This is a genomic window from Streptomyces lonarensis (assembly GCF_012033735.1).
GTDB classification, from domain to species: Bacteria; Actinomycetota; Actinomycetes; order Streptomycetales; family Streptomycetaceae; genus Streptomyces; species Streptomyces lonarensis.
Map to the genome: position 1 here is coordinate 1 of NZ_JAAVJD010000155.1, position 13230 is coordinate 13230.

Here is a 13230-nt window from a genome sequence, read left to right on the forward strand (position 1 = left end):
CGCTGGAGAACTGGGACGTGGCGCTGGAGCCGCAGACGGCACCCCGGCCGCTGCGGGAGGTGCACCGCGACGTGCAGCGCATGAACGACATCCGCCGGGCCGCCGACCTGCCCGTGCCGCGCCGGGCGACCGGTGGCCACGCGCCCCGTCGGGCGCCGTGAGCCGGCGCGGCGGGCGTCCACCCCGGTCGAGCGCTGCTCCGCGCCCGGCGTGCGCGCCCCGGGCGTGGCCCGTCCGGAAGTGGCCGGAGAAGTTCCTTCCGGCGGCGTGATCTGCGGGGTACCCAGAGTGGCGCGGCGCCCACCGGGTAGCAGCACCCGTGGTGACGTCCGGACCGCCCTTCCCCGCGCGCTCGGACGGCGAGAAAGAGTGATGGATACGGTGAGGAGTGTTCCTGTGGCCAGCGACACCACCCCCGCCGCCCGGCGACGGCGGCGTATCGACAGTCGAGCGGCACTGCGTTCCCTGACGGTGACGCTCCTGGCGGTCCTGCTGACCCTCGGCGCGGCGGGAGCACTGTTCACCGGCACCGGCCGCGGCGTCGGCGAGGAGGTCTCGGCCGCCGCGACCGCTCCCCCGGCGGGCACCCTCTACTACGCGGCGGGCGCGGTGCTGCTCGCCGCCGCCCTCGCCTACGGCATCGCGCGCTACCTCGGCCGCCGGCGGATCACGCTCCTCGGCACGTCCACCGGCCGCAGCTGACCCCAGCGGACACGCCCCAGCGGGCGCCGCAGGCCGCGCCGGCGTCCGGACGGGCGCGGCGGGCGCGGCCGTGGTGGCGCGCGGCTGCCGGTCGCAGGTGTCGGCGCGGCGGGTCGCACGGGGCGTGGGGTCTCCCCGCGCCCCTGTTTGCTGCCCGGGCGGGTGCGGCGCAGGATGACCGGGTGACGTATGAGGGAGACAAGCTTCCGGGTGCCGGCCGTGAGGGCGACCCGGTCGCCGCTGCGATGGCCGGTGAGCTGGCGCTGTTGCGGCCGGAGGTGCGGCGGTCGCGCGAGCGGATCGCCGCGCTGCTCGATCCCGAGTTCACGGAGGTCGGCGCGTCCGGGCGCCACTACGATCGAGCGGCCATGCTCGACGCGCTCCCCCGGATGCCCGAGCTGCTCGGCCGCGCTGCGGAACGCCCGGCGACCGGCGGGACGGACGGCGCACCTCCCGAGGCCGAGGCCGAGGCCGAGAACGGGGACGGGGACGAGGACGGGCCGCGGGGGATGACGGGTGTGGAGCTGGCTCCCGGCCTGGTGCACCTGACCTACGAGACCGTCCACGCGGGGCGGCGTGCCCGCCGCAGCTCGCTCTGGCGCAGGCGGCCGGGGGCCCCCGACTGGCGGATGTACTACCACCAGGGCACGCCGGTACCCGAGGACTGACGACCGGCCGGTCACCGCGGCCGGCGGCCGGCGGCCGACGACCGGCTCCCCACAGCCGGCGGGCGGTCAGCTGTAGTAGACGGCGACGGGCCGGCCGTCCACCTCCAGGACGGAGACGGGGGTGTCGAAGACGTCCGTCAGCACCTCGGGGCGCATGATCTCCGGGATGGTGCCGGTGGTGACGATCTCGCCGTCGCGCAGCGCCATGATGCGGTCGGAGTGGGCGGCGGCGAAGTTGATGTCGTGGATGATCAGCACGATGGTCCTGCCGAGTTCGTCGGCCGCGCGCCGGAGTTGGCGCATCATGAGCACGGAGTGCTTCATGTCGAGGTTGTTGAGCGGCTCGTCGAGCAGCACGTAGTCGGTGTCCTGGGCGAGGACCATGGCGACGTAGGCGCGCTGCCGCTGACCGCCGGAGAGCTGGTCGAGGTAGCGGTCGGCGAGCTGCGTGAGGCTGAGGAACTCCAGCGCCTCGGCGACGTGGCGGTGGTCGTCCTCGGTCAGCCGCCCCTGGGAGTGCGGGAACCTGCCGAAGGCGACGAGTTCACGGACGCGGAGCCGGGCGGTGAACTGGTTCTCCTGTCGCAGGATCGACAACTGCTGTGCCATCTCGCGCGACTTGGTGGTGAAGACGTCCCGGCCCTCGATGGTGACGCGGCCGCCGGTGGGGTCGAGGAGTCGGCCCATCATCGTCAGCAGCGTGGACTTGCCGGCGCCGTTGGGGCCGACGATCGAGGTGATGCCGCCCTTCTCGATGGCGCCGGTGACCGGGCCGAGCACGGTGTCGCCCTGGTACGCCTTGTGGAGGTCGCTGAACTGGATCACAGGGTGCCCTTCCGCAGGAGCAGGACGAGGAAGACGATGCCGCCGACGAACTCGATGATCACGGTGAGGAATCCGGCGGCGTAGAAGACGTGCTGCATCAGGAACTGACCCGCGACGAGCGTGAACAGCCCCAGCAGGAAGGCCATCGGCAGCACGAAGCGGTGTTCATGGGTGCCCGTGAGCTGGTAGGCCAGGGTCGCGACGAGGAACCCGAAGAAGGTCATCGGTCCGGCGAGCGCGGTGGCGAAGGCGACGAGCACAGCCACCAGCACCAGCAGCACGGTGAGTTCGCGTTTGTGGTCCACGCCCAGGCCCACCGCGGTGTCACGGCCGAGCAGCAGGGTGTCGAGCCGGTGGCGGCGGTGCCAGACGACCGCGCCGACCACCAGGCAGACGGTGAAGGCGAGCGGGAGGTAGCTGCCGTCGCTGTTGCTCATCCGGCCGAAGAGCCGGACCGACAGCATGTCGTAGTCGGTGGGCGAGAGCAGCCGTTGCAGGAACGAGGAGAGGCTGCCGAAGGCGAGCCCCAGCACGACTCCGACCAGCAGCAGCAGGTGCAGGTTGGCGAACCGGCCGGCGAACAGCCACCGGTAGAGCAGCACCGCGAACAGCACCATCAGCACGGTCTGGACGACGAGTTTGGGCAACCCGTCGGTCCTGGCCAGGGCCGAGCCGCCGAAGACGAAGACCATCGCGGTCTGCATCATCACGTACAGCGAGTCGAACCCCATGATCGACGGGGTGAGGATGCGGTTGCTGGTGACGGTCTGGAAGACGACGGTGGCGACGGCGTGGGCGAAGGCGACCACGACCATCGTGCCGAGGGTCGTCAGGCGGCGGTCGAAGGCGAACTGGAAGCTGCCGCGGATGAAGAGCAGCAGGTAGCAGACGGCGGCGACCACGACGAGGACGCCGACGATCGCCACGCGGGCACCGGGCGGCGGCGCGGCCGGGCGGAGGCGGCGACGGGAACGACCGCGGCCGCGCTCGTCGGTCGGCGCCTGCGGCACGGTGGCCGTCTGCGGCTCGGCGGGCGTCGGTTGTTCAGACACGGGCATGGCGGCGCTGCCTCAGGACGAGTGCGATGAAGATGGCGGCGCCGATCGCGCCGAGGACGACGGAGACGGGGATCTCCATGGGGGCGACGACGGTCCGGCCGACGAGGTCGCAGGCGAGGATGAGCGCGGCGCCCAGGGCGGCGACCCACGGCAGGTTCCCGCGGACGTTGTCGCCGCGCAGCATCGAGACGATGTTGGGGACGATCAGCCCGAGGAACGGCAGGAAGCCGACGACGACCGACGTGACGCCGGTGGCGACCGCGACCAGCACGGTGGCCAGCAGCACCACCCGCTCGTAGTTGACGCCGATGTTCCTGGCGACGTCGGCGCCGAGCCCGGCGACGGTCAGCCGGTCCGCCAGCAGGAAGACGACGACGGTGATGATGCCGACGACCCAGAGGGGTTCGTAGTGGCCGCGGACGATGCCGCTGAACCCGCCGGAGCGCCAGGCCGACATCGACTGCAGCAGGTTGAAGGTGGCGGCGAGGTAGACCGTCACGGCGGATACGACCGCGCCGAGCATGATGCCGATGAGCGGCACGATCAGCGAGGAGCGGAGCGCGACGCGGCGCAGCACGGCCAGGAAGACCAGGGAGCCGATCATCGCGAAGAAACTCGCGACGATCATGCGGGTCAGCGGGGTGGCGCCGGGGGTGACGATGAGCGTGACGAGGATGCCGAGTCCGGCCCACTGCGCGGTGCCGGTGGTGGTGGGCTCCACGAACCGGTTCTGGGTCACCATCTGCATGATGAGTCCCGAGACGCTCATCGCGATGCCGGCGAGGACCAGTGCGAGGGTGCGCGGCACGCGGGAGATGAGGAACATCTCGCGGGCGTCGGGGTCCTCCAGCAGTCGGCTGAGGGTGATGTCGTAGCCGCCGGTCATCAGCGAGGCGGCGAGGAGTGCGAGGAGCACACCGACGATGCCGGTCCGCAGCAGGACCGGCCGGGCGGTCTTCACGCCCGTCTCCTTTCGTGGGCCGTGGCCCGGCCGTCGCACAGCCGTCGGCCGGGCGGGGCGTGCTGCCCCCCGCCCGGCCGACGGGTGCGGTGACGGCGCGCGACGGGTGGCGTCGCGCGCCGCGTCGGGCCGGTCAGGCTGCTCCGGTGAAGGCGTCCGCGATCTGGCGGTAGACCTCGGTGTAGGCGTGGATGCCCTCGGTGACGTAGAACGGCGTGGGGAGGATGATGATCTGGTCCTCCTGCACGAACGTGGTGTCGGCCCACGCCTCCTGGCTGTCGATGATCTCCCGGGCGGGGCTGGCGCCCTCGGTGCCGGTGGCGGCGTCGAAGTCGAACGCGATCATCCAGTCGGGGTTGTACTGGGCGACGGTCTCGGGGGCGAGGCCGGAGTCGTTGTGGTGGGCGCCGGAGTCGAGGTCCTCGTCGGCGAAGACGTCGCTGAGGTCGAGCGGGGCGATGATGCGGCCGATGCGGCCGGCGCCGTTGTCGACGCTGCCGCCGCCCGCCGCGCCGAGGAAGACGGTCTCGCCCGAGGTGGCTTCGGTGGCGGCCGCGACCGCGGCGTCGAACTCCTCGATGATGGCGGCGGCTTCGTCCTGCTTGTTGAAGATCTCGCCGAGGATCTCGGTCTGGTTCTTCAGCCCCTCGACCCACTCCCCGGGGGATTCCTGCCCCGGGGTGATCTCGATGGTGGTGGCGATCTTCTCCAGGTCGTCGGTGTACTGGGAGAAGCGATAGCCGCCGATGATGAGGTCCGGCTCGGCCTCGCTGACGGCCTCCAGCTGCGGTTCGTGGTGGAGGCCGGCGTCGAGGATCGAGTCGTCGCCGTGCCAGTCCTGCACCTCGGGGATGTTGGCGATCAACGGCTTGGGGACGGCGACGGGTTCGACGCCGAACGCCTTGAGCGTCTGCATCGAGGTGTTGTCGAGGGCGACGACCCGCTGGGGCTCGACGGGGACCTCGACGGAGCCGTTGGTCGCCTCGACGGTGATGGTGGTGGACTCGCCGGCGGTGTCGTCGCCCCCGCCTTGGTCCGAGCCGGAGTCGTCGCTGCCGCAGGCGGCGAGCAGCAGGGCGGCGGCGACCGCTCCGGACGTGACGGCGACCTTCGACCTACCCAGCACGAAACGAGACATACCCAACCAATCAGAGACAAGAAGTAGCGCCGCTCGGCGCAAACTTAGGTTAGGCTAACCATACTTTCGGGTCAACGTCTCCACACCTCCGCCACAGCGGCCACCGGCGTCACCGCCGCCCGTACAGCCCCACCACCGGGCAGTCGTCACTCCTCAACCAAGGTGTCGAGCACCGGAGTTGTGGAGTCGGCAGCGTCGGCAGGGTAGGCCCGCGGCCTCGGAGCACGACCGCGTCACATCGCGCGGCGCGGCACGATACGGCGCGGCACGACGCGGAACGGCCCGGCGCGGAACGGCCCGGCGCGGTGAAGGCAGCGCGAGCCGCTACCGCCACCGCTGCCGTCCGGGGCCGCGCGCAGGCCGCAGCGGGCCGCAAGCACCCGGCGCCTCAGCCGCGCCCGGCCACCGCCCCACCCGCCCCACCCGCGCTGCGCGGGCGAGCGGTCCGCGAAGGCGCGGATCAGAGCGGGTAGGTGCCGTGCCCGTGGCGGACGGAGATCCACTTGGCGGTGGTGAACGCGTCCACCATCGCCTCACCGTTGAGCCGGCCGAGCCCCGACCGCTTCTCGCTGCCGAACGGCACCAGCGGCTCGTCGGCGAGGGTGGCGTCGTTGACGTGCACGACGCCCGACTCGATGCGCTGCGCGACGCGCAGCCCGCGGCGGATGTCGCGCGTGAAGACGGCGCCGCTCAGCCCGGAGGGCGTGGCGTTGGCGACGCGGACCGCCTCGTCCTCGCCGGCGACGCCGCGCACCACCACCACCGGGCCGAAGATCTCCCGCCGCAGCAGCGCCGCGTCGGCGGGGACGTCGGTCAGCACGGTGGGCGGCACCAGGTTCCCGGCGCGCGCGCCGCCGACCAGCAGCCGCGCCCCGGCGGCGACGGCCGCGCGGACGTCCGCGTCGAGCCGCTCGGCGTCCCGCGCCGCCATCAGCGGGCCGACCTGGACACCCGGGTCGCGCGGGTCCCCGGCGCGCAGCGCCGTCACCCGGGCCAGGAACTTCTCGGTGAACGGCTCCAGCACCGCCGCGTCGACAAGGATGCGGGAGGCGGACATGCAGAGCCGCCCGGCGTCGAGGAACCGGCTGAAGACGGCGGCGTCGGCGGCCTGGTCGAGGTCGGCGTCGTCGAGGACGAGGAGCGAGGTGGTGCCGCCCGTCTCCAGGACGGCGCGCTTGAGGTTGCGCCCGGCCACCGCGGCGACATGGCGGCCGCTCTCCTCGGAGCCGGTGAAGCAGACCACCTGCGGCACGCGGTGCTCGATCAGCGCGTCGCCGACCTCGGCGACGTCGGTGGTGAGGACGCTCAGCAGCCCGTCCGGCAGTCCCGCCTCCTGGAACAGCCGCGCGATGACGGCGCCGCCGCAGACCGGCGCGGCCTGGTGCGGCTTGAGGACCACCGCATTGCCGAGCGCCAGCGCGGCGGCGACGGGCTTCAGCGCGAGCAGCAGCGGGAAGGTCGCGGGGCCGATGACGCAGACGGTGCCGCACGGCACCCGCGTCACGTGGTTCTCCTTGCCGTCGACGCTGGAGGGCACCACCCGCCCCTCGGAGCGCAGCGGGAGTTGGGCGACCTCGTCGAGGAAGTCCCGGGCCAGCGCCACCTCGTGGGCGGCGCGCCAGCGGGTGGCGCCGAGTTCGGCGGTCATCGCGTCGATGACCTCGGCCTCGCGGTCGGCGAGCACCTTCGCGGCACGGAGCAGCACGCTCCGCCGCTCGTGGGGGCCGGTGACGGCCCAGTCGCGCTGCGCCTGCTCGGCCGCCCGGTAGGCGCTGTCGACCTCGGCGGCGGTGGCGACGGTGATGGCGGTCAGCTTCTCGCCCGTCCAGGGGTCGAAGTCGACGACGTCCCACTCACCGGTGCCCGGCCGCCAGGCACCCGCGATGAACTGCTGCCCGGCGTACGGCTCCACCCACGCGGGAAACGGCGACATGATGCCCCCAGCACAGCTACGGCTCACAGATGGCGGGACGCCATCTGCCGCCGATACTAGAGCTGTTGGGCGATCTCGTGGAGCAGGCGGCGTGTGGCGGCCGGGTCGAGGGCGGCTCCGCTGAGTCCGTCGAACGCCTTGCGGTAGGCGGTGGTGTCCTCGGCCTTGTCGAGGTAGAGGGCGCTGGTGAGTTCCTCGACGTAGGCGACGTCCGCGATCTCCTGCTCGGCGAAGGAGAGCAGGACGAAGGCGCCGGCGACCCCGGCGTGACCGCCGTGGGAGAAGGGGATGACACCGAGGGTGACGTTGTCGCGCTCCGACAGCTGCACCAGCAGCGAGAGTTGGGCGCGCATGACCTCGGGGCCGCCGTAGGCGCGGCGGAGCGCGGCCTCGTCGAGGACGCAGTGCAGCCGCGGGGCGTTCTCCGAGAGCAGCAGTTTCTGCCGGCCCATGCGCAGTCCGACGCGGCGGTCGACCTCGGCGCGCGTCAGCTCCGGGAAGTTGCTGGTGACGACGGCGTGGGCGTACTCCTCGGACTGGAGCAGCCCGGGAATGAACTGCACCTCGTAGGTGCGTATGTCGTTGGCGGCCTCCTCCAGGCCGACGAAGGTGGGGAACCAGCCGGGCAGTACGTCGTGGTAGCTGTGCCACCAGCCAGCCAGGCCCGAGGTGCGGGCCATCGACAGCAGCGGCTCGCGCTCGGAGTCGTCGGTGACGCCGTAGAGGGTGAGGAGGTCGGCGACGTCGCGCGGCTTGAAGCTGACACGGCCGAGCTCCATGCGGCTGATCTTGGACTCGGAGGCACGGATCGAGTAGCCCGCCGCCTCCCGGGTGACGCCCCGCGACTCCCGCAGCCGTCGCAGCTGCGCGCCGAGGAGGATGCGGCGGACCATGGGGCCACCGGCCTCGGCACCGCTCGGTGGTTCACCGGACACCGACGACGGCTGCGTACTCATGTGCTCAGGTCCTTCCACGTTCCGACAAGCCGAAGTGTGCCATCTCCGAGCTTCGTTGTGTGCTTGCTCGGTTACACAGGATCGATTTTTGTCCGTGCACGTGCATCTGCCCTTGCATTTGCGCGGGACGTTGGGAAGCATGACTGATACGCACTGCGCTGCGGTGCGCCTGTACGACCTTGCCGGATTCACGGGGGTGGCCGGGGGCACGCGCTCCGGCCCAGTCCGGTGGATATCGCCACGTGAACGCCAGGAGTGCCGCGCCATGGGTACCGAAGGAGTCTCCGTTCTCGCTCAGTTAGAGCGGCGCGCCCCGCTCATCGACCCCGGGAGCCTCGCCGGTGCCGCCTCCCTGCGACTGCCGGGCCGCCTCGAATCGGTCCGCTCGGCCCGCACGTTCACCCGCGACACCCTCGCCTTCTGGCGGCTGACCGAGCAGTTCGACTCGGTGGGACTCGTCGTCTCCGAGTTGGTCACCAACGCGCTGCGCCACGGCGCGGAACCCCACACCCTCCAGCCCGGGGACTCCCCGGTCGAGCTGGAACTGCTGTGCAGCTCGCGGCGGTTGATCTGCGCGGTCCACGACCGGAGCGCCGGTGAGCCGCGGGTCAACGAGGCCGGCTTCTCCGACGAGGGAGGCCGCGGCCTCCAGTTGGTGGAGTGCTTCAGCGACGGCTGGGGCTGGCGCACCCGCGGCAGCGGGCTGCTCGGGAAGGTCGTCTGGGCGAGCTTCCGGCTCAGCTGACGACCCGCGGCCCCGCCGGGACCGGCGCGCGCCACGGCCGGTCGCCGGTGGTCGACTGCACGGTCGCCGGTCGCACGGTGACCGGCTGCCCGCCGACCTCGCCGCGCCGCCCGGCCCCGGCAGCCCGTACCGAGCTCGGGTGCGGGCGGGCCCCGGACACGATGAGGGCCGGGCCCCGAGCCCGGCGGCTCCTGAACCCGGCCGAAACGGTTCGAACATGTCGCGCCACCCCCATCGGGGGCGTGCGCCGGGCGCGGACCACAGTGGTGCGCGGAGCCCCGGGCGGCATGCGCGGCGGCCCGCCGCGACACACGGACGACCGACGCCCGCACACCCGGTTCCTCCTGGTCAGGGCCCTACCACCCCGGGGGTGACCTCCGCCACACAGGGCGGGGCGTCACGGCGCCGTAGGGTGACCCCACTCGCCGTCAGACGAGCAGGTGGTCGAACTCCCCGTCCTTGGCGCCGAGCAGCATGGCCTCGACCTCGGCGCGGGTGTAGACGATCTGCGGCCCGTCCGGGAAACGGGAGTTGCGCATCGCGATGTCGCCGCCCGGCAGGCGGGCGAACTCGGCACAGTTGCCCTGTCCGTTGCTGTAGCTGCTCTTGATCCAGGCGGCGTCGCGCACCTGGTGCGCGAGCGGGGCGTCATACGTCTCGGCCACGGGTCACTCCCCTGGTCAGGCGGAAGGTCCACGGGCCCTCGGAACCGTTCCGGGGGCTCAACTTCTCGGGATCATAACCCCGTTCAGGTGCAGATGCACGGTCGTCTGCACGTGCACGACCCCGGGTCGTGGCACCGTCACACTCGGTACGAAATAGGGCACAACACTCGGTCACCCTGCGTGACTCCCGCCCGGTCCCGTCCCGTCCGCCTCCCCCGCCCCCGCCGCTCCCCGGCACGCCGACGGCGGCCCCGGCACCCGGCGCGCACCACCCCGCCCCCGCCGTCACACACCCGCCGCGCAGCCGCCGCGCCCGTCCGCAACCCGACGCACGCCGCGGCAACACGCCCCCTGGCGCGGGGGGCTCCCGTGGCTACTCTGGGACGGGGACGAACGGGATCAAGGACGGACCACATGCGCACACCGCACAGCCACCGCCGCCCGGACGCACACCAGCCCTCGGCGACCGCCCTCCGCGGCCCCGCCGCCGCGGCCCGGCGCCACCGGACGACCGGGGCCCGGACCCGCGCCGCCCTCGCGGTGCTGGCGGTCGGCCTGCTCGCGGCCGGCTGCTCCGTCACCGTCGACGACGGCGACGAGGACGAGGTCCGCTCGCCGTTCACCGGTGAGTCGGTGGAGCCCGGCCCGGTGCTCGCGGTGAAGCTGGACAACGCCCCCGACGCCCGCCCGCACACCGGCCTGGCCGCCGCCGACATCGTCTACGCCTCCCAGGTCGAGGGCGGACTCAGCCGTCTGACCGCGATCTATTCGGGTGACGTCCCGGCGGAGACCGGGCCGGTGCGCAGCGCCCGCGAGTCGGACCTGCAGCTGCTGCGGACCTTCGGCGACCCGGCCTTCGCCTTCTCCGGCGCGCGGACGGCGGTGCTGCCGCTGATCGCGCAGTCCCCGGTCGAGGCCGTCACCCCGGACAGCGCACCGGGCGCGTTCTTCCGTGCCGACGGCCGCGAGGCGCCGCACAACCTCTTCCTGCGCCCGGCCGAGGGGCTGGACGACGCACCGGGGGCCTCCGACGCGTCCGACATCGGCTTCCGCTTCGGCGAGGCGCCGGAGGGCGGGCGGGAGACCGACGAGGAGACGGTCCGCTTCCCCAGCGCCTCCTTCTCCTTCGCCTGGTCGGACGAGGACGGCGCGTGGCGGGTGTCGATGGACGGCAGCCCGGCCGAGGACACCGGGTCGGGGCAGGTCACCGCCGCCACCGTGGTGGTGCAGTACGTGGACGTCCACGACTCGCAGTTCCCCGGCACCCCGTTCACCGAGACGGTCGGCTCGGGCGACGCGACCGTCCTGCGGGACGGCCGGGCCCACGACGCGCGGTGGGCGCGCAACTCGACCGCCGACGGCACGCGGTTCACCGGGGAGAACGGCGAGCGGCTGAACTTCGCGACCGGCCCCGTCTGGGTCGTGCTCGCCCCCGCCCCGGGCTGATCCACTCCGGCACCCGGGCCCCCTCCCCCGCAACCGCCCCTTCCGGTCCGCCGGCCACCGGGCGCGGCCGGCGCGCTTGACCTCAAGCTCACGTGAACTTCTACTCTCGTTCCCGTCCGCCGCACCGCACGGCCGGTCCACCGGCCGACCGCCCGCCCGACGCGCCCGGGAGCCGCCGTGAGCATGGAGATGACCGCGTGGAACGCGCTCTACAACGAGCACCACGCCGAGCACGACCGACACCCCTTCACCCGGGCGACGCTCCGCCGCATCGGTGCCTTCGCCCGCCCCCACCGCCGCGGGCTGGCCGCCTTCCTGGTGCTGAGCGTGACGACCGCCGCCCTCGCCGTCGCGACCCCGCTGCTCGCCGGCCGGGTCATCGACGTCATCACCACCGGCGGCAGCACCGGCACCCTCACCGCGCTCGCCGGACTGATCGCCGCCATCGCCGTCGCCGAGGCCGGGTTCGGCCTGCTCTCCCGCAGGCTCTCCGCCACCATCGGCGAGGGGCTCATCCTGGACCTGCGCCGAGCCGTCTACGACCACGTCCAGCGGATGCCCGTCGCCTTCTTCACCCGCACCCGGACCGGCGCCCTCGTCTCCCGGTTGAACAACGACGTCATCGGCGCGCAGCGGGCGTTCAGCGACACCCTCTCCGGCGTGCTCGGCAACATCGTGATGCTGCTGCTCGCCCTGGTCGCGATGGTCACCCTCTCCTGGCAGATCACCCTGCTCGCCCTGGCACTGCTCCCGGTCTTCGTCCTCCCCGCGCGGCGCCTCGGCACCCGGCTGGCGCAGCTCTCCCGCGAGGCCGCCAACCACGACGCCGTGATGACCACCCAGATGACGGAGCGCTTCTCCGCCCCCGGGGCGACCCTCGTCAAGCTCTACGGCCACCCCGAGCAGGAGTCGGCGGAGTTCGCCGCCCGCGCCCGCCGCGTCCGCGACATCGGGGTGCGGACGGCCATGCTGCAGATGGCCTTCGTCACCGCGCTCACCCTCGTCTCCGCCCTCGCGCTCGCGCTGGTCTACGGAGTCGGCGGCTGGTTCGCGCTGGCGGGCTCGCTGGAGACCGGCTCGGTCGTCGCCCTCGCCATGCTGCTCACCCGGCTGTACGCGCCGCTGACCGCGCTGGCAGGCGCCCGCGTCGAGGTCATGACCGCCCTCGTCAGCTTCCAGCGGGTCTTCGAGGTCCTCGACCTGGAACCGCTGGTCGCCGAGGCACCCGACGCCCGGCAGGCACCGGACGGGCCGCTCTCCCTGGAGTTCGAGGCCGTGGAGTTCGCCTACCCCTCGGCCGACAAGGTCTCCCTCGCCTCGCTGGAGGAGGTGGCCACCCTCGACGGCCGCGGCGGCGAGCAGGTGCTGCACCGGATCGACCTCCGCGCCGAACCCGGGCAGCTGATCGCCCTCGTCGGCTCCTCCGGCGCCGGCAAGTCCACCATCGCCCAGCTCGCGCCCCGGCTCTACGACCCGGACCGCGGCACGGTCCGGCTCGGCGGCACCGACGTCCGCGACCTCACCGCGCGCTCGCTGCGCGAGGCCGTCGGGCTGGTCACCCAGGACGGCCACCTCTTCCACGACACCATCCGCGCCAACCTGCTGCTGCCGCGCCCCGACGCCACCGAGGAGGAGGTCCGGGACGCGCTGCGCCGCGCCCGGCTGACCGACCTGGTCGCGGCCCTCCCGGACGGGCTGGACACCGTGGTCGGCGAACGCGGCTACCGGCTCTCCGGCGGGGAGCGCCAGCGGCTGACCATCGCCCGACTGCTGCTCGCCCGGCCGCGCGTCGTCATCCTGGACGAGGCCACCGCCCACCTCGACGCGACCTCCGAGGCGGCCGTGCAGGAGGCGCTGACCGAAGCGCTGCGCGGCAGGACCTCGCTGGTCATCGCGCACCGGCTCTCCACGGTGCGCGCGGCCGACCAGATCCTGGTACTGGAGGCGGGGCGGGTCGTGGAACGCGGGACGCACGAGCAGCTCCTCGCCGCCGGCGGCCGGTACGGCGAGCTGTACCGCACCCAGTTCGCGGACCCGGGCCGCGACGGCGGCAGTGGCAGCAGCGCCCCCGCGGCGGCCCCCGCCGTCGCGGGCTGACCACGGGACGCGGCGGCGGGCGGCGCCGAGCCGGTC

Annotated in this window: 12 protein-coding genes; 5 read left to right on the plus strand and 7 right to left on the minus strand. The window is 73.2% G+C overall.

Going from position 1 to position 13230, the window contains the following annotated elements; all coding sequences use genetic code 11:
* Positions 1-396: 396 nt before the first annotated feature.
* Both HCN56_RS17730 and HCN56_RS17735 read left to right on the plus strand, forming a co-directional pair.
* Positions 397-702, plus strand: coding sequence for a hypothetical protein (locus HCN56_RS17730; protein ID WP_167972309.1), 306 nt, complete (start codon positions 397-399; stop codon positions 700-702).
* A gap of 245 nt (positions 703-947) precedes the next feature.
* Positions 948-1370, plus strand: a complete 423-nt coding sequence (locus HCN56_RS17735; RefSeq protein ID WP_167972325.1) for a nuclear transport factor 2 family protein — start codon at positions 948-950, stop codon at positions 1368-1370.
* A gap of 66 nt (positions 1371-1436) precedes the next feature.
* Here the strand turns inward: HCN56_RS17735 and HCN56_RS17740 are convergent, their stop codons facing one another.
* From HCN56_RS17740 to HCN56_RS17765, 6 genes are all read right to left on the minus strand, one after another.
* A complete protein-coding gene (locus tag HCN56_RS17740) occupies positions 1437-2195 on the minus strand; it encodes an iron ABC transporter ATP-binding protein (RefSeq protein ID WP_167972311.1) in 759 nt (252 codons plus the stop codon).
* Positions 2192-3121, minus strand: coding sequence for an iron chelate uptake ABC transporter family permease subunit (locus HCN56_RS17745; protein WP_312871285.1), 930 nt, complete (start codon positions 3119-3121; stop codon positions 2192-2194). Before HCN56_RS17745 ends, HCN56_RS17740 begins: the two co-directional genes overlap by 4 nt.
* Positions 3122-3239: 118 nt before the next feature.
* Positions 3240-4214: an ABC transporter permease gene (locus tag HCN56_RS17750; RefSeq protein ID WP_312871286.1), complete on the minus strand. Its 975-nt coding sequence runs from the start codon at positions 4212-4214 to the stop codon at positions 3240-3242.
* Positions 4215-4347: 133 nt separating this feature from the next.
* A complete protein-coding gene (locus HCN56_RS17755) occupies positions 4348-5352 on the minus strand; it encodes an ABC transporter substrate-binding protein (protein WP_167972315.1) in 1005 nt (334 codons plus the stop codon).
* Positions 5353-5812: 460 nt separating this feature from the next.
* Positions 5813-7285: an aldehyde dehydrogenase family protein gene (locus tag HCN56_RS17760; RefSeq protein ID WP_167972317.1), complete on the minus strand. Its 1473-nt coding sequence runs from the start codon at positions 7283-7285 to the stop codon at positions 5813-5815.
* Positions 7286-7341: 56 nt separating this feature from the next.
* The gene (locus tag HCN56_RS17765) at positions 7342-8241 is read right to left on the minus strand and encodes a Sco1979 family transcriptional regulator (RefSeq protein ID WP_376770889.1); all 900 of its coding nucleotides are present in this window, start codon (positions 8239-8241) and stop codon (positions 7342-7344) included.
* Positions 8242-8506: 265 nt separating this feature from the next.
* On the opposite strand from HCN56_RS17765, the gene HCN56_RS17770 reads away from it, so the two are divergent.
* Entirely contained in the window at positions 8507-8986 is a 480-nt protein-coding gene (locus HCN56_RS17770) for an ATP-binding protein (RefSeq protein WP_167972319.1), read from the plus strand.
* Between the two features lie 428 nt (positions 8987-9414).
* Here HCN56_RS17770 and HCN56_RS17775 read toward each other — a convergent pair whose 3' ends face one another.
* A complete protein-coding gene (locus tag HCN56_RS17775; RefSeq protein ID WP_167972321.1) occupies positions 9415-9651 on the minus strand; it encodes a DUF397 domain-containing protein in 237 nt (78 codons plus the stop codon).
* A gap of 414 nt (positions 9652-10065) precedes the next feature.
* Between HCN56_RS17775 and HCN56_RS17780 the strand changes: the two genes are divergently transcribed.
* Positions 10066-11097: a DUF3048 domain-containing protein gene (locus HCN56_RS17780; RefSeq protein WP_167972323.1), complete on the plus strand. Its 1032-nt coding sequence runs from the start codon at positions 10066-10068 to the stop codon at positions 11095-11097.
* Between the two features lie 177 nt (positions 11098-11274).
* Positions 11275-13194, plus strand: a complete 1920-nt coding sequence (locus HCN56_RS17785; RefSeq protein WP_312871287.1) for an ABC transporter ATP-binding protein — start codon at positions 11275-11277, stop codon at positions 13192-13194.
* Positions 13195-13230: the final 36 nt, after the last annotated feature.

What these genes read in the sequence shown, in the direction of transcription:
- HCN56_RS17755 (WP_167972315.1), bottom strand. Translation starts at nt 5,352, where the DNA reads ATGTCTCGTTTCGTGCTGGGTAGGTCGAAGGTCGCCGTCACGTCCGGA.
- HCN56_RS17760 (WP_167972317.1), bottom strand. Translation starts at nt 7,285, where the DNA reads ATGTCGCCGTTTCCCGCGTGGGTGGAGCCGTACGCCGGGCAGCAGTTC.
- HCN56_RS17765 (WP_376770889.1), bottom strand. Translation starts at nt 8,241, where the DNA reads ATGAGTACGCAGCCGTCGTCGGTGTCCGGTGAACCACCGAGCGGTGCC.
- HCN56_RS17735 (WP_167972325.1), top strand. Translation starts at nt 948, where the DNA reads ATGGCCGGTGAGCTGGCGCTGTTGCGGCCGGAGGTGCGGCGGTCGCGC.
- HCN56_RS17780 (WP_167972323.1), top strand. Translation starts at nt 10,066, where the DNA reads ATGCGCACACCGCACAGCCACCGCCGCCCGGACGCACACCAGCCCTCG.
- HCN56_RS17770 (WP_167972319.1), top strand. Translation starts at nt 8,507, where the DNA reads ATGGGTACCGAAGGAGTCTCCGTTCTCGCTCAGTTAGAGCGGCGCGCC.